This window comes from Pseudoalteromonas sp. APC 3355, from assembly GCF_030407615.1.
Lineage (GTDB): Bacteria > Pseudomonadota > Gammaproteobacteria > Enterobacterales > Alteromonadaceae > Pseudoalteromonas > Pseudoalteromonas distincta.
Genome location: NZ_JASDDB010000005.1, coordinates 49566 through 65518 on the forward strand (window position 1 = coordinate 49566; position 15953 = coordinate 65518).

Here is a 15953-nt window from a genome sequence, read left to right on the forward strand (position 1 = left end):
TATAATCGGCAACTCTGCGGCTTTAATCATTTTTTAGCCGTAATTAATAGCTCGCTAAACAAGGCATTAGGTGGCATGGAGTTAATTAGAGGTATACACAATATTCGCCCACACCATTTTGGTTGTGTGTTAACTATTGGTAATTTTGACGGCGTTCATTTAGGCCACGCAGAAGTATTAAAAGGTTTACTTAGCGATGCTAAAGCGCATAGTTTGCCTAGCACTGTAATGCTGTTTGAACCCCAGCCACAAGAGTTTTTTGCTAAAAACAATGCCCCTGCACGGTTAACGCGCTTACGAGATAAGTTACGTTTATTGAGTGATTTAGGTATTGAGCGAGTTATTTGCATTAGCTTTAATCAGCAATTTGCAAACATGCATGCTGAGCAATTCGTTAATGAGATTTTGATTAAAAAGTTAGGTGTTAAAGCACTTACTGTTGGTGATGATTTTAAGTTTGGAAAGCAACGCCAAGGTAACTTTCACTTACTTGCTAGCATGGGTAAGCAAGCAGGCATGGATGTAAAAAGCACCGCGAGCTTTCGTCAATTAAATGCTAGAGTAAGCAGCACTTTAATACGAGATGCTTTAGCATCCGGTGACTTAGCGAGTGCTAAAATAATGCTTGGTCACGATTATGCTATTTCTGGGCGTGTTATACATGGCTGGAAAAGAGGACGTGAACTCGGTTTTAGAACGGCAAATATAGCCCTAAAACGCCAAGTGTGTCCTGTCAACGGAGTGTTTGCAGTGCAAGCAACGATTGCAGGAAAACAGATTTTTGGAGTTGCAAATGTAGGTAATAAGCCGACATTTAATGGAACTCGTGCATTATTAGAAGTTCACCTTTTTGATTTTGCACAGGATATTTACGGACAATTTATGCATGTGGAGTTAATAAAAAAACTTCGCGATGAGAAAAAATTCGAGACATTAACACAATTAACGGCGCAAATAGCAACTGATGTTGCTGCCGCTAAGCAGTGTTTTGGTTTAAATCAGGTAGCCGATAGAGACGGAATGTAGGATAAATGAGCGACTATAAACATACTTTGAACTTACCGGAAACACCGTTTCCAATGCGTGGCAATTTGGCACAACGTGAACCAAAAATGCTTAAAGCATGGTATGAGGACGACCTTTATGGTCAAATTCGCAGCGCTAAGAAAGGTAAAAAAACCTTTATTTTGCATGACGGCCCTCCGTATGCAAATGGCGATATCCATTTAGGCCACTCAGTTAATAAAATATTAAAAGATATTATTGTTAAGTCTAAAACATTATCTGACTTTGATTCACCATTAGTTCCAGGTTGGGATTGTCATGGTTTACCAATCGAGTTAATGGTTGAGAAAAAAGTAGGCAAGCCGGGTGTAAAAGTTACTGCGAGTGAGTTTCGTGAAAAATGCCGTGCATACGCTAAAAAACAAGTTGAAGGTCAAAAAGTTGATTTTAAACGTTTAGGCGTATTTGCAGATTGGGATAAGCCATATTTAACAATGAACTTTGACTTTGAAGCAAATGCAATTCGAGTACTTGGTCGAATTATTGAAAAAGGTCATTTGCATAAAGGCGCCAAGCCTGTGCATTGGTGTACAGACTGTGGCTCTGCATTAGCAGAAGCAGAAGTTGAATACCAAGATAAGCAGTCACCAGCAATCGATGTGCGTTTTACATTTGTTGATCAAGATGCTGTTGTTAGTGCATTTGATTTGGCTGATGGTCATAAAGGCGAAGGCAGTGTTGGTACTGTTATTTGGACAACAACACCGTGGACGCTTCCTGCAAACCGCGCTGTGGCTGTGCATGCCGATTTAGAGTATGCGTTAGTACAGGTTGAAGATGAAGGCGTACAACAACGTCTAATTTTAGGTTCTGAGCTTGTTAAAGATGCTATGGACCGTTTTGGTTTTAATCACTTTCACGTACTAGGGTATATAAAAGGTGCAGCGCTTGAAAACTTGCAAGTAGCCCATCCTTTTTATGATTTTAATGTACCAGTGATTGTTGCAGAACACGTAACTACTGATTCAGGTACTGGTGTTGTACATACCGCTCCAGGCCATGGTCAAGAAGATTTCGTGGCTGGTTTAAATTACAACCTTGAAGTGGCTAACCCTGTTGGTGCAAATGGTGTTTATTTACCAGATACCGAACTTTTTGCAGGTCAGCACGTATTTAAGGCAAATGCGAGCGTAATTGAAGTATTAAAAGAGCGTGGTGCGCTTATGCATCACCATGCGCTTACGCATAGTTACCCGCATTGTTGGCGCCATAAAACACCAATCATTTTCCGTGCTACACCACAATGGTTTGTAAGTATGGATCAGGCTAACTTACGTCAAGATTCTCTTGCTGAGATTAAAAACACGCAGTGGTTACCAGAGTGGGGCGAAAGCCGTATTTCTAACATGGTTGAAAGCCGCCCAGATTGGTGTATTTCGCGTCAGCGTACTTGGGGCGTTCCTATTGCATTGTTCGTTGATAAAGACACCGGTGCACTTCACCCAAATACACAAGAGCTAATTGCTCAAGCAGCAGAGCTTGTTGAAAAGTCTGGTATACAAGCATGGTACGATTTAGAACCAGCTACTTTACTTGGTGAAGAAGACGCCAAGCAATACATGAAAGTGCAAGATACGCTAGATGTATGGTTTGACTCAGGTGTGTCACACGCTTGTGTAGTAGATGCACGTGAAGACTTGGTTGGTCCAGCTGACTTATATCTTGAAGGTTCTGATCAGCACCGTGGTTGGTTTATGTCGTCAATGATGACATCAGTTGCGATTAATGGACATGCACCATATAAGCAAGTGCTTACGCATGGTTTTACCGTTGATGAAAACGGCCGTAAAATGTCTAAGTCGTTAGGCAATGTTATTTCACCACAAAATGTGATGAATAAACTAGGTGCTGACATTCTACGTTTGTGGGTGGCTTCTACCGATTACACGGCAGAAATGACTGTGTCGGATGAAATATTTAAACGCTCAGCCGATCGTTACCGCCGTATTCGTAACACTAGCCGTTACTTGCTTGCTAACCTAAATGGTTTTAACCCAGAAACAGATCAAGTAGCTGTTGATGATATGGTTGAGCTTGATAAGTGGATTGTTGGCCGCGCAGCTCAGTTGCAAGACGAGATTTTAGCCGCATACGACAGCTACCAAATGCTATTAGTAACTCAAAAGCTAATGAACTTCTGTACGGGTGAGCTTGGCTCGTTCTATTTAGATGTTATTAAAGATCGTCAATATACAGCTAAAAGTGATAGCCATGCACGTCGTTCTTGTCAAACTGCGCTTTATCATATTGCAGAAGCAATGACGCGTTGGATGGCACCTATCATGAGCTTTACCGCACAAGAAATTTGGGAAGCGTTACCGGGTGAGCGTAGTGACTACGTATTTACATCAGTTTGGTACGATGGCTTACAAGCGCCAACAAATAGCCAATTTAGTAACGATGATTGGTTAGAGATTTTAACTGTACGTGACGAAGTAAACCGCTTATTAGAAGCTGCACGTAAAGAAGAAGTCATTGGTGCAACACTTCAAGCAACGGTAAATTTATTTACGGGTAAAGAGCTTGCCGCTAAATTAAACGCGCTTGGTGATGAACTGCGTTTTGTATTGTTAACATCAGCCGTGAATGTTACTGAAGTTGATAGCCAGCCTGCAGATACACAAGCTACCGAGATTGAAGGTTTGTTTATTAGCGTTGCTGCAACAGATGCTGCTAAATGTGAGCGTTGTTGGCATTACAGCGAAGATGTAGGTGTTGAGCCTGCTCATCCTGAAATTTGTGGTCGTTGTGTAAGTAATGTTGACGGCGAAGGTGAAAAGCGTCAATTCGCTTAGGAGTTATTCTTAGTGAGCAAACTAGCCCAAAAAAGTGGTTTAGTGTGGCTTTGGTTGAGTCTATTACTTTTAGTAATAGACTTTGCTAGTAAAACACTTGTTGTAGGGACTATGGCTTATCAAGAGTCTATAAACTTACTCCCTGTTTTTAGTATTACTTATGTACATAACTATGGTGCTGCTTATAGCTTTTTAAGTGAAGCGGGTGGTTGGCAGCGTTGGTTTTTAAGTGCAATTGCCGTTGCTATTAGTGCTTTGCTTGTATGGTGGCTAAAACGCTTACCTGCTACAAATAAAGTACTATGCGGTGCTTATGCATTGGTACTTGCTGGCGCTATTGGTAATTTATACGATCGTATTGCGTATGGTTATGTAATCGACTTTATTCACGTTTTTTATAAAGACTCACATTTTCCTGTATTCAATATTGCCGATTGCGCTATTTGTATTGGCGCAGCATTATTGTTATTTGACGCCTTCACCGGCGAGAGTCCAAAGGAGCATAAAGCATGAGCCAAGCTGTAATTGGTGAAAACTCGCAAGTTATTTTCCATTTTTCTATTAAATTAGAAGATGGCTCTGCCGCTGATTCTACCAAGGTGCACAACAAACCTGCTAAATTAACAATGGGTGATGGCAGCTTAACGGCAAACTTCGAAAAGTGTTTATTAGGTTTAACTGCAGGCGAAAGTAAAACGTTTGAATTAGAACCTGAAGATGCTTTTGGTCAACCAAACCCAGATAATATTTACTACGTTGACCGTAGTAAGTTTGGTCCAGAAACACCAGCTAAGGTAGGTGCAATTATTGCGTTTACTCAACCTGATGGCACTGAGCTTCCTGGTTTAGTTCGCGAAGTGCAAGGTGAGTCGGTAACGATTGATTTTAATCACCCTTTATCTGGCCAGCGTTTAACCTTTGAAGTTGATATTATTGAGGTGAAAGGTTAATGGAAATATTACTAGCTAATCCTCGCGGCTTTTGCGCTGGTGTTGACCGTGCTATTAGTATTGTTGAGCGCGCTTTAGATATTTTTGAAAAGCCAATTTATGTTCGCCACGAAGTAGTACATAACCGCTATGTGGTTGATGGACTAAAAAGCCGTGGTGCGGTATTTGTTGAAGAGCTTGATCAAGTACCTGACGACAGTATTGTTATTTTTAGCGCACATGGCGTATCGCAAGCGGTTCGCAGCGAGGCTAAACGTCGTGATTTAAAAGTATTTGATGCAACGTGTCCGCTTGTAACTAAAGTGCATATGGAAGTTACACGTGCGAGTCGCAAAGGTATTGAGTGTATTTTAATTGGACATCATGGTCACCCTGAAGTAGAGGGAACAATGGGACAATATGATAACTCAGACGGTGGTATTTATCTTGTTGAAACCGTTGATGATGTTGTTGCGCTTAATGTAAAAAATGCTGAAAATCTTTTTTATTGCAGCCAAACAACACTCTCAGTTGATGACACAGCAGATGTTATTGACGCACTACGCAATAAGTTTCCATCAATTGACGGACCTCGTAAAGATGACATTTGTTATGCAACGCAAAATCGTCAGGATGCTGTTCGTGACCTAGCTGACAAAGTTGATGTGCTATTAGTTGTTGGCGCTAAAAACAGCTCTAACTCTAATCGCTTACGTGAACTTGCAGATAAAATGGGCACTGTTGCTTATTTAATTGATGACGCAACTGATGTGCAAGAGCAGTGGGTTTCAGGTTCTAAATCAGTGGGTGTAACTGCGGGTGCATCTGCGCCAGAAGTGCTTGTACAACAAGTTATAAGCCGATTAAAAGATCTTGGTGGTACGCAGGTTGTTGAAAACCCAGGCGAAGAAGAGAATATTGTATTTGCTGTTCCTGTAGAGCTACGTTAATTTAAAATTTAGATTATAGGAGAGTCGTTATGAGCAAGTCACTAAAAAATGATGGTTTGCTTTTTTCGGCTCTTTTTAATGAGCGAGGCGTATTAGCTTCGCTTATTGTTTCTCAAGTTATTGCTATTGTTTTAGCCTTTGCACCCAATGTAGAAGGCGATATTTGGCTTCGACTTGGGATCATTAGTTTATTTTTACATTTAATTGTTTTAGTCGGCACTTCTTCTTTATATTTTTGTCGTTTTTTTTTACAGAACCGTGCTCAAGCTTTTCAGTTAAGTCTGTTTTTTATCTTTTTTTTATTATCTACATGCATTTTTAGTATCTTATTTTCCCATTTTGCTTTTGATATAGATGATACAAAGAGCCTAATTTATTTTACACTTCGCAATTGCATTATAGTGGCTTTGCTGGCGGCTTTATTCGTCCAATTTTTATTAATTCATTTTGAAAAAGAGCAGCAAACTAAAGCGCTTTCTCGAGCTGAGCTTGATGCCTTGCAAGCTAGAATACGTCCTCATTTTTTATATAATAGTTTAAACACTGCTGCAGAGCTTACTCATCATGATGCCGATGCGGCAGAGCAGGCTATTTTAGCATTAGCCGCCTTATCGCAGGCTGCAATGCACTCAGGAAAAAATGTATCTCTTGACGATGAAATAACGCTGAGTAAGCAATATATAGCACTTGAAACATGGCGTTTCGGTAATCGCTTAAGCGTTGATTGGCAAATACCCAATGAACTACCTGCATTGAGCATTCCTTGTTTAACCCTGCAGCCATTAATTGAAAATGCAGTATGCCACGGTGTTGAAACAAGTGAGCATGGTGCAGAAATAAAAGTAGAGCTACATATTACTACCGGCTATATAACTATGATTGTTTCTAACCCAATAACAATTTCTAATGCTCAAACTAGGCCTAATAACGGCATGGCGCTTGAAAATATTCGCCAGCGATTAAATATTTATTTTAAAAATAAAGCGCAGCTAACAATTACTAATAAAAATGATGTGTTTAGGGTCAAGGTCGTGATCCCTAAGCTTATTGAGGGTAGTGTATGAACGTACTCATTGTTGATGATGAACCTCTTGCGAGATCGCGCTTAATTCGTTTGTTGGCACATGATAAAAGTATAGTTGTACAAGGCGAGGCTAGTAATGGTAATGAAGCTCTGGTACTTGCTAAAAAGCAAACGCCGGATTTGATTTTTTTAGATGTTGATATGCCTGGTATGAATGGTTTGCAAGTTGCTAATGAGCTCAATAGTTTAACTCTACCTCCTGCTATTGTTTTTATAACTGCTCACCCTGAGCATGCCTTCGAGGCTTTACAATTAAGCGCTGCAGGTTATTTAGTTAAACCTATTTCAGAGCAATCATTGCAAAAGGTGCTTAAGCAAGTCGGGCGTTTAAATAAAGTACATATTCAAAAACAACAAAATGTAAAAATCTCTTATCAGCTAGCTGGTACTCTACGCAGTGTTGATATAAATGATGTTTTGTATTTTAGTGCCGAAGAAAAGTATACCAAAATGATATTCTGTGGTGGAGAAGCTTTACTTGAACAAAGTCTAAAACAATTAGAGTTACAATATCCTACACATATTTTGCGAATTCATCGCAATACATTGGTTAATAAACAAAAAGTAATTGCTTTGCATTCAAAAGCGAATGGCAATCATATGATTGAGCTACAAGGGGGCAGTGAGCTATTGCCAGTGAGCCGCCGTGAGCTTAAATTAGTAAAAAATTCGCTTTAGGCTTACCTTGCAATTAGCTCCCCCTGATTTAAATATATTTGAGTCTTAATTATCAACGGTGTTATTGAATAAACAGGTTTAATTAACCGTTTATCAACAAATATAACCGCTTGTCTTAGTCCTCATTGATTCCTCAAATAAATAGCATAAACTTATAATCAGATAATTTTTATTTGGTTCTACTATGCAGTCATCTCAAACAAAAGTGCAAAGAGGCTTCACTCTAATTGAAGTGTTAATTGCATTTATTATTCTTAGTTTTGGCCTTTTAGGCGCAGTTGCTTTGCAAGCAAAAGCAAAGCAAGCAAGCTTTGATTCTATGCAGCGTGCTGCTGCAGTTGCACTTGGTAATGATATTGTGCAGCGTATCCGTGCTAACGATACCCCGCAAATAGCCGGACTGTACACACAGACATTTGATAGTGAAACTGCTACTACAACCTCGCAGGCGTGCTTTACAAACACTTGTAGCGCAGCGCAAGTTGCGGCGTTAGATCTTGAGCAGTGGAAAAGAGCTATAAGAGCTCGAGAAAATACGGGAACTTTAGATGGTGCTACCGTATGTATTGCACCTACCGCAGTTGCTGGATCGGGTGGTAAAGCATTTAATTTAGAAGTAATTGTTTCGTGGCAAGGTCGACAAGAGTTCAATGCAAATGATGCTACTGGCGCTACAAAGTGTGGAACGGCTGACAAAAAGCGCCGCTTAGTTGTTTTAACTAGTTATATTTACCTTAGGAGCTAACATGAAGCAAAAAGGTTTTACACTTGTAGAAATGATGATTTCATTATTTATTGGTGGATTAATACTAGGTGGCGTTATGTTTACCTATATAGGAATGAAAGTAACCACTAAAGATACGATGACTATTGGTGAGCTTCAAGAATCAGGGCGCCTTGCAATTAACATTATGCAACGTGATATTGAACAAATTGGCTTTTGGGGAACTTATTATGACGATTCGTTCACCGCAATAAACACAGATACACTAGCAAACCCTGGAACAGACTGCTTTGAAGGATTAAATAATGGGAGTTTCCCTGATTTTGCTACAGCTAGTAATTTTAGAACTATTTACGCAAAGGTTGCAGGCGAATCAAAAGAGCTTAACTGTCTAAATAATCCGATTAAAAGCACTGACATTATTCAATTAAAATTTTTACAAGGCAAGAGTTTAACAGTTAATGCAGTAACTAATGAGACTCAGGCCGATGAAAACTACTTTATAGCTGAGCAAGAGAAAGCTCAATTTTTCCGTGGAACGGTTAACGCTGCTTCTCTTAATGTTAATGCAACTGTTTGGCCTTATAGCCATCATGTTTATTATCTATCAGAACAAACTTATAAAGTTAATAATAAGAATTTAACTGTACCTGCATTAATGAGAAAGCGCCTGGTTGGTGGAAATATCAATACAGAAACTATTATGGAAGGTGTTGAGAATATGCGGTTTGTTTTTGGTCTTGATACTAACAGCGACAATCGTGTAGATACCTACCGAAGTATTCAAGATATGAAGCATACAGATTGGGAAAATCGTAAAGGTATTTTAACTGTTCAGGTTTTTTTATTAATACGTGCATTGCAGCCAGACCCAGGAGTTAAAATTAAAAACCAAACTTACACATTAGGTGAAGATGAAGATAAGCGTATATTAACATTTACCGATAATTTCAGACGTACTGTGTTTACTACTACTATTCGATTAAATAATGTTGGATCAAATTTATGGCGTATTTAAAACAATCACAAAAAAAACAGCAAGGTGTAGTTCTAATTACAGCTTTAATAATGGTTATTGCAGTGACCGGTATTGCTGTGACACTTATGAGCAGTAGTAGTATTGATATTAAAATTACCAATGCAGCACAAGAGCGCGAAGTAGCCGAAAATGAACTCATTGGTGAAGTGCAACGCATGATCTCTGATGAGGCAAATCAAGGCGCTGATAATCATTTCTTCCTGACTCCCGATGAAGTAACTGCAATCGCGGATGGTGATGACAAAGGTATGGTGATTGCAAATCATGCAGATATGCAAAGCAAAATGACTAACCTGAACAAGGGGGAGCTAGATTTAGAATGCCCTCGACGCTTTAATTTTACAGCAGGTATATCGTGCAATATGTTACAGGTCGCCACTACTATAGAATATGGTTCTAAAAGTAAGCATGAACTAACTATTGTTACAGGTATAGCACAAGAAATGGCCAGCGTAAGCAAGGGGATTTAAGATGAAATTTAAATTAAACAAAGTGTTAGCCTCTTTGCTTGGCTTAACAATAAGTATGTCGGTATTTGCAGAGGATATTGAGCTTTATGTAAATCATGATGTAGAGACAGACGAAAATCCAAGAGTGTTAATGATATTTGATACTTCAGGAAGTATGGCTTGGGATGTTGTAGATGGAGGCAGGTGTTATCGTCGTTATCAAAATGGACAGTTCTATGAATCTGATTGTTTTAAAAGTCAGACTTACTTTAATTACACACAGCAGTGTTACAAGTCTGTAAATGGATATGCACAAGCTATTTGTGAAGATAGTCGATTATTAGTAGCAAAAAACGCCGTTAGCCAACTAGTTACTGATAATGATGATATTGATTTTGGTTTAATGAGATTTAGAGAAAGCTCAGGTGGCTATGTATTAGCAAGGCTTGGTTCTAACAAAAATACCTTACTTAATGAAATTGATGATTTGCCTGCAAGTGGAGCAACTCCCTTAACAGAGACCTTATGGGAGGCGTATAGATATATTACTGGGCAAAGTCTTTACTATGGTTATGGTATTAACAATAGAGATAAAGCAGCTGATGCTAATGGAACTTATAAGTCACCATTTAAAAAGGAGTCAGGAGATCCTCTTAGGTGTGATAACTCAATTAATATTATTTTGATGACTGATGGAGATCCCACTAACGATGATGGTCGTGATGATCAGATTAAAAGTGTACATAATAATTTATTTAATGATTCAATCCCTTTTGTGAGTGGTGATTATTCTAATAGCTATTTAGTTGCTCTATCAAAAATAATACATGGAACAAATAATACAAAAGTAGATTTATACTCTGAGACAAGCGATGTGCTAGATACGGGTAGAGTTTTTACCATAGGCTTTGGCACAGGAATGAGTGATGGCGGTATTGACTTACTAGAGAAAGCGGCATCGGTTGGTGGAGGGCAGTACTTAGAGGCGCGAACCTCAGAGGCTTTATCAGAGGCATTAAAAAATACGATTTCAAGAATCAGAGAAGTAAATGATAGTTTTTCATCACCTTCAGTTGCAAGTAATAATGTAGATCAAACTCGTAGTCGAGATGCTGTTTATTTTGCCATGTTTTACCCAGAAACAGGTGCTCGTTGGCGTGGAAACCTAAAAAAGCTGAAAGTATCAGGGAGTCAAATTGTTGACTCAAAAGGATTATCGGCACTTGATGAAAATGGCTTGATTGACGAAAATGCAGAAACATTTTGGTTGCCAAGCGGGGAGCCAGCTGATGGTAACTTAGTTGCACAAGGTGGTGTAAATCTTCATTTAACTACATTAGATTCAGATAGCCGTAATTTATACACTGACAATCAGGGAGCAATAGTAAATTTTAATACCTCAGTTGTCAGTGATATTCTTAATTTAGTCGATAATAATCCTCTGAGCTTATCGAGCGATGATATTAAATGGGCGATGGGTGTTGATGTTGATGATGATGATGCTGATGGGTCTAACGTTGACCAGCGTCAAGATATTTTTGGTGATCCTCTGCATTCTAAACCTGTCGCAATCGATTATGGTAATGATGATATTCGAGTTTTAATAGGAACTAATGCAGGCTTTTTGCATATGTTCAAGGATTCTGATGATAGCGTAAGTGAAAGTTGGGCATTTATACCGTCTGCTTTATACGACATTATTGAACCTCTACGTAAAAATCAGGCCGATACGAAAGTATATGGTATGGATGGCCCTATTAGTATTTATTTTGATAATAAAAACTTAAATAGTGATGGTTTAAACGACGGTATTATTGATGCGAGTGGCGACGATAGAGTGTGGGCTTTTGCAGGAATGCGTCGCGGTGGTAAAAATTATTACGGACTTGATATAACAAACCCAAACATACCAAAAAAATTATGGGACGCACCAATAGAGGGCGGAAAAGGCGATTTTAAAGAGCTTGCGCAAACATGGTCAAAGCCACAAATAGCCTATATTAAAGCATTTGGTGATAAGCCTTTATTAATTTTTGGTGCTGGGTACGATACAAATAAAGATGCAGCTATTCGTAGTGAGGATAATATAGGGCGAGGTATCTATATTGTTGAAGCCGAAACAGGTAAAAGAGTATGGGCATTAACACCCGATATTAATGGCTTTAAAGGTAAGCATAGCATTGCTGCAGATGTTACCACGCTTGACTCAGATTATGATGGGTATATAGACCGAATTTATGCGGCAGATACTGGTGGAGATATTTGGCGTATAGATATGCCAGGCACTAGTACTAGCGAATTTAGTCACTTTAAATTAGCTGAACTTGGCAGTAATAAAGCAACTGAAGACCGACGCTTTTTTTACAAACCACTCGTTGCACGAACTATTTATAGTAAAGTAAGCGAGACAACAATTGATGGTAGTACCGTTATAACACGCTTAGATACGCCGTATGATGCAATAGTTATTGGTAGTGGTAACCGCTCAAAACCAACCGGTACCAATGAGAAAGATCAACTGTTTATGATCAGAGATGAAAATACAGTTACTAAATCGTATAAAACGAATGCACCAGATACTATTGTGCCTGCTGATTTGATGCAAATGAATTCAGACCCATTTGGTAATGCTCTAGATGACGTTGATGATTTTGTTGACTTAGAAGTGGACTTGGCTAAATTTAATGGCTGGAGATATGAGTTAGGAACGGGTGAAAAATCACTAGCTGCTGCTACAGTTGTTGGCGGTGTTGCTTATTTTACAAGTTTCACACCTGCATCAGATACATCGACTGAAAACCAATGTTCATTAAGTGGTGGTGGTGGTTCTTTATACGCTTTTCACTTACATTACGGTACTAAAGTGTATGACGACCTTAAATTTACAACCAGCTATGATGTACCAGATACACCTCAGTTATACTTTGGTGAAGGCGCTTCATGTGTAGATGGTAATGGCGATGGTAAATGTGATGACGACCCAACAGTTGACGTAATACAAGAAAGTCAGTTTTATTTAATTGGCCCTGGTATTAAAGGTGAAAATGCGGAAAATCCAATGAAACCTGTAGAAATAAAAGGTCCTGGTTTAACTGTTGTCGATGGTAAAGTTGTATTGGTTAATGACAATGCAGTAGGGTTTGGCTTCAAAACCCAACAAACATATATCTATAAACGTGAAGAAAATGACGAAGTTAATAATTAAGGAAATTAAATGAAGAAACAATACGGGTTTACCTTAATTGAGCTGATGATAGCTGTTGCTATCGTCGGCATACTCGCTTCAATTGCGCTGCCTAACTATACTGAATATGTAAAGCGTGCTTCGCGCGCTGAAGCGGCTGCAGCATTGTTAGATGCTGCAAATAAGGAGGAGCAGTATTTTGTCGATAATAGGGAATATACAGAGACATTTACTGATTTAGGATTGCAAAGTAAGACCGAAAATGGTCACTTTGAGCTATCCATAAAGGTAGTCGATAGCAATACCTTCACTATTACAGCTAAACCTATAGATGGTCCTGTAAAGGGGGATAATGACTGTAAAGAGCTTACAATTACTGACACAGGTCTTAAAGGTGCAAAAGGAAGTAAAGGTAACTCTGATATTGATTATTGTTGGGGTCGATAATAGCCTAGATTACTTCTTCTGACACTTATCAGTTGATTTGATGCGAATTCTACCCGTTTGACTTACAGATAAAGCCAATCCTTCGAGATTGGCTTTATTGCTATTGGGACAATATATAAAAGTCCCATTTTGAAAGCCATTTAAAGAACCATCTGGACGAAACGTAATGGCGTTGCGCGGATACTCTAAAGTATCAGCGTCATGAACATCCTCGAAAGTGCTTAAGAGTAACTCATCATCATCTAGAGTCGTTGATTTATCTTTGTCGATAAAGAGTGACATTTGACCATCCCACTCGTCCTTTGTACATTGACTGCCTTTTAGTGCGCAAAGTGTGACGTAAGTCCCATTTTCAATTGCGTAAAGGCGGCCATAATTTATATTTCGGTGTAGCAGATTCACATGGTTATCTAATCGGTTTTTAGCCAAGAAATCTGGATAAAACCACATCGACAATTGACTGATAATACTGACAACAGCCATCGATACCATTAATTCAAGAAGTGTCACTCCCTTGTTTTTTGATATTGATAATCTCATCCTTGAAGACCTGAGTTAATAAATGATTAACTGAGTCTAGTAAATGATACAAATATGACAAGATGAATTTGTGTGTTTTTTAACCGCAAGTCTGAGCTGTATCACCAGTATAAAAAGAAGTACCAGATTGAGATACTGTTAAAGCTTTATTATTTTCACTGCCATTATTAGGACAAAATACAAAATCACCGGGCTTCGTTGTTATTCGACCACTGGTATTAAATCGTAATCTCCTATCATTACCAGTATATTTTATTTTGTCATTAAGGCTTATTTTTTCCATGACACGTAGTAAAGAGTCTGTAGAGCTGTTGTATTGACCACTATTATCACCATCAATGAATACAATGATAATTTTATTTCTGTCCCATCGATTACGACATTGCATTGTATCATTTTGATTTTTTACTTCACCATGCTGCGCGGCGCATATAACGACTATTTCATCTGTACTCGCTGCTTGAGAGCGTGCATAGCTAATATTTCTTTTTAATTCCAACAAAAAGTTCTCAGCTCTATTTTCTTCTAGCATATCGCTACTATTCCAAATTGCAATTGATGCAATAATGCCAACGATAGCAACGGTTACCATGAGTTCTAAAAGGGTGAACCCGTTTTGTTTGTTTTTCATATTAATCTCATTTACTGCTAGTCATTTAAGTATAGCTATTTTTATATAATAAATTATACCACGATAGGTTGTTTTATCACCGTAATTCAATTGCTTTGTTTGCTATGAACACCATGATTGTCTAAAATCGAGGCAACTGGAGATTTCAAAAGTAATCAATATGAAAAAAATAGAAGCAATTATTAAACCTTTTAAGTTAGATGATGTGCGTGAAGCGTTGTCGGATGTAGGTATAACAGGTATGACGGTAAGCGAAGTTAAAGGCTTTGGGCGTCAAAAAGGTCACACTGAGCTATATCGTGGCGCAGAGTATATGGTCGATTTTTTACCTAAAGTAAAACTTGATATTGTATTAACTGATGAAGATGTAGACCGTGCAATTGAAGTTATTGTAAAAACGGCGCAAACAGGAAAAATCGGTGATGGTAAAATATTTGTCACAGATGTTGAGCGTGTAATACGTATTCGTACTGCAGAGGAAGATGAAGAAGCGATTTAAGCTTGTTTTTCTATGTAGCAAAAAGGCGCTTAGTAAGCGCCTTTTTTATTTAGTGCTTTTATTTAGTTCTTTTATTTAGTTTTCGTGTTTGCTTTGCGTGCTCACTAAGCTCAGTTAAACCTAATTGGTCGTAACTTTTCTCCATCATTTCAAGCGCGGGATCTAAGTAACTGCTTTGTGAATAATGCTCAACAACAAACTTACCTCTATTAGCAGCAGCTAAATAAGCTTCACGTTCGTAATAGTAAGTTGCTACTTTTAATTCATAACGTGCCATACGGTTTAAAAGCCACACTAAACGACGCTTAGCTTCAGGCGCGTAATCACTTTTAGGAAAACGTTTTACTAATGTCGATAAATCTGTAAATGCAACACGAGTACGGTTAGCATCACGGTCGGCTCTATCTACACCAAAGTACTCTTGGAACGCATTTTTATCTGCTTTAATATTTACTAAACCACGCATGTAATACATGTAGTCTAAATCTTTATGATTTGGGTTTAAGCGAATAAAGCGGTCAATGGTTGCAAGCGCTTGTTCAGTATTACCTGATTGATAATGTGCATAGACTAAGTCCATTTGTACTTGCTTAGAGAATGGGCCAAACGGGTAGCGAGAGTCTATTGCACTCAAAAGTTCAATTGCACGAGCATATAAACCAGAATCTAGCGTTTCTTTTGCATCTTCATATAAAGCGTGTGCAGACTTATTCGGTACACGTTGAATGTCTTCTTGGTCTGGAGCAGACGAACAAGCGCCTAAACTAAGTACAGAAACTGAAAAAACAATGGCAAATGCACGTTTCCCTATTTTATTTATCATTTTATTTGTTACCTTCGATGTCTTCGGCTAGGCCAAGTCGGTAAAACCGAGTAAACTATGCGTATTATATTATGCTTTTATTAAAAGCGATTCTAACCCAGTCGAGCAAAGCTTGC

Annotated in this window: 16 protein-coding genes; 13 read left to right on the forward strand and 3 right to left on the reverse strand. The window is 38.6% G+C overall.

Translation table 11 applies throughout. The annotated features are described in order from the left end of the window. Positions 1-75 precede the first annotated feature (75 nt). The 12 genes from ribF (at position 76) to QMA08_RS10030 (ending at position 13344) form a co-directional block, all read left to right on the forward strand. Positions 76-1026, forward strand: a complete 951-nt coding sequence (gene ribF, locus QMA08_RS09975) for a bifunctional riboflavin kinase/FAD synthetase (RefSeq protein WP_096793492.1) — start codon at positions 76-78, stop codon at positions 1024-1026. Between the two features lie 5 nt (positions 1027-1031). Further along, on the forward strand, positions 1032-3860 hold the full coding sequence (gene ileS / locus QMA08_RS09980) for an isoleucine--tRNA ligase (RefSeq protein WP_290174435.1): 2829 nt from the start codon (positions 1032-1034) through the stop codon (positions 3858-3860). 12 nt (positions 3861-3872) lie between these two features. Continuing rightward, positions 3873-4373 (forward strand): signal peptidase II, encoded by a 501-nt coding sequence (lspA, locus tag QMA08_RS09985; RefSeq protein ID WP_002958230.1) that lies wholly within the window; start codon positions 3873-3875, stop codon positions 4371-4373. After that, positions 4370-4810, forward strand: coding sequence for an FKBP-type peptidyl-prolyl cis-trans isomerase (gene fkpB / locus QMA08_RS09990; protein WP_149603010.1), 441 nt, complete (start codon positions 4370-4372; stop codon positions 4808-4810). The genes lspA and fkpB overlap by 4 nt, the downstream gene beginning before the upstream one ends. After that, positions 4810-5739, forward strand: coding sequence for a 4-hydroxy-3-methylbut-2-enyl diphosphate reductase (gene ispH, locus QMA08_RS09995; RefSeq protein WP_002958232.1), 930 nt, complete (start codon positions 4810-4812; stop codon positions 5737-5739). The genes fkpB and ispH overlap by 1 nt, the downstream gene beginning before the upstream one ends. Positions 5740-5768: 29 nt before the next feature. Next, entirely contained in the window at positions 5769-6803 is a 1035-nt protein-coding gene (locus tag QMA08_RS10000) for a histidine kinase (RefSeq protein ID WP_290174437.1), read from the forward strand. Beyond that, a complete protein-coding gene (locus QMA08_RS10005; RefSeq protein WP_290174439.1) occupies positions 6800-7501 on the forward strand; it encodes a LytTR family DNA-binding domain-containing protein in 702 nt (233 codons plus the stop codon). The genes QMA08_RS10000 and QMA08_RS10005 overlap by 4 nt, the downstream gene beginning before the upstream one ends. Positions 7502-7685: 184 nt before the next feature. After that, the gene (gene pilV / locus QMA08_RS10010) at positions 7686-8246 is read left to right on the forward strand and encodes a type IV pilus modification protein PilV (protein WP_290174441.1); all 561 of its coding nucleotides are present in this window, start codon (positions 7686-7688) and stop codon (positions 8244-8246) included. A 1-nt stretch (position 8247) separates the two neighbouring features. After that, positions 8248-9243, forward strand: a complete 996-nt coding sequence (locus QMA08_RS10015; protein ID WP_278381262.1) for a PilW family protein — start codon at positions 8248-8250, stop codon at positions 9241-9243. After that, a complete protein-coding gene (locus QMA08_RS10020; protein WP_278381263.1) occupies positions 9231-9734 on the forward strand; it encodes a pilus assembly protein PilX in 504 nt (167 codons plus the stop codon). Before QMA08_RS10015 ends, QMA08_RS10020 begins: the two co-directional genes overlap by 13 nt. A 1-nt stretch (position 9735) precedes the next feature. After that, positions 9736-12918 carry a PilC/PilY family type IV pilus protein gene (locus tag QMA08_RS10025; RefSeq protein WP_278381264.1) on the forward strand — a complete coding sequence of 1061 codons (3183 nt, stop codon included), beginning with the start codon at positions 9736-9738 and terminating at the stop codon, positions 12916-12918. Positions 12919-12927: 9 nt separating this feature from the next. Next, entirely contained in the window at positions 12928-13344 is a 417-nt protein-coding gene (locus QMA08_RS10030) for a type IV pilin protein (RefSeq protein ID WP_182670898.1), read from the forward strand. A 9-nt stretch (positions 13345-13353) separates the two neighbouring features. Here QMA08_RS10030 and QMA08_RS10035 read toward each other — a convergent pair whose 3' ends face one another. Next, positions 13354-13884 (reverse strand): GspH/FimT family pseudopilin, encoded by a 531-nt coding sequence (locus QMA08_RS10035; protein ID WP_182673708.1) that lies wholly within the window; start codon positions 13882-13884, stop codon positions 13354-13356. Positions 13885-13963: 79 nt separating this feature from the next. After that, the gene (locus tag QMA08_RS10040) at positions 13964-14515 is read right to left on the reverse strand and encodes a GspH/FimT family pseudopilin (protein WP_182670900.1); all 552 of its coding nucleotides are present in this window, start codon (positions 14513-14515) and stop codon (positions 13964-13966) included. Positions 14516-14675: 160 nt separating this feature from the next. Here QMA08_RS10040 and glnB point away from each other — a divergent pair, with 160 nt between their 5' ends. Beyond that, entirely contained in the window at positions 14676-15014 is a 339-nt protein-coding gene (gene glnB / locus QMA08_RS10045; RefSeq protein WP_002962211.1) for a nitrogen regulatory protein P-II, read from the forward strand. A gap of 58 nt (positions 15015-15072) precedes the next feature. Here the strand turns inward: glnB and QMA08_RS10050 are convergent, their stop codons facing one another. Beyond that, positions 15073-15837: an outer membrane protein assembly factor BamD gene (locus QMA08_RS10050; RefSeq protein ID WP_002962210.1), complete on the reverse strand. Its 765-nt coding sequence runs from the start codon at positions 15835-15837 to the stop codon at positions 15073-15075. Positions 15838-15953: the final 116 nt, after the last annotated feature.

Bases quoted from the DNA above. Each gene is read 5' to 3' on its own strand.
- ribF (WP_096793492.1), top strand. From the start codon at position 76: ATGGAGTTAATTAGAGGTATACACAATATTCGCCCACACCATTTTGGT.
- ileS (WP_290174435.1), top strand. From the start codon at position 1,032: ATGAGCGACTATAAACATACTTTGAACTTACCGGAAACACCGTTTCCA.
- fkpB (WP_149603010.1), top strand. From the start codon at position 4,370: ATGAGCCAAGCTGTAATTGGTGAAAACTCGCAAGTTATTTTCCATTTT.
- ispH (WP_002958232.1), top strand. From the start codon at position 4,810: ATGGAAATATTACTAGCTAATCCTCGCGGCTTTTGCGCTGGTGTTGAC.
- QMA08_RS10000 (WP_290174437.1), top strand. From the start codon at position 5,769: ATGAGCAAGTCACTAAAAAATGATGGTTTGCTTTTTTCGGCTCTTTTT.
- QMA08_RS10005 (WP_290174439.1), top strand. From the start codon at position 6,800: ATGAACGTACTCATTGTTGATGATGAACCTCTTGCGAGATCGCGCTTA.
- pilV (WP_290174441.1), top strand. From the start codon at position 7,686: ATGCAGTCATCTCAAACAAAAGTGCAAAGAGGCTTCACTCTAATTGAA.
- QMA08_RS10015 (WP_278381262.1), top strand. From the start codon at position 8,248: ATGAAGCAAAAAGGTTTTACACTTGTAGAAATGATGATTTCATTATTT.
- QMA08_RS10020 (WP_278381263.1), top strand. From the start codon at position 9,231: ATGGCGTATTTAAAACAATCACAAAAAAAACAGCAAGGTGTAGTTCTA.
- QMA08_RS10025 (WP_278381264.1), top strand. From the start codon at position 9,736: ATGAAATTTAAATTAAACAAAGTGTTAGCCTCTTTGCTTGGCTTAACA.
- QMA08_RS10030 (WP_182670898.1), top strand. From the start codon at position 12,928: ATGAAGAAACAATACGGGTTTACCTTAATTGAGCTGATGATAGCTGTT.
- QMA08_RS10035 (WP_182673708.1), bottom strand. From the start codon at position 13,884: ATGAGATTATCAATATCAAAAAACAAGGGAGTGACACTTCTTGAATTA.
- QMA08_RS10040 (WP_182670900.1), bottom strand. From the start codon at position 14,515: ATGAAAAACAAACAAAACGGGTTCACCCTTTTAGAACTCATGGTAACC.
- glnB (WP_002962211.1), top strand. From the start codon at position 14,676: ATGAAAAAAATAGAAGCAATTATTAAACCTTTTAAGTTAGATGATGTG.
- QMA08_RS10050 (WP_002962210.1), bottom strand. From the start codon at position 15,837: ATGATAAATAAAATAGGGAAACGTGCATTTGCCATTGTTTTTTCAGTT.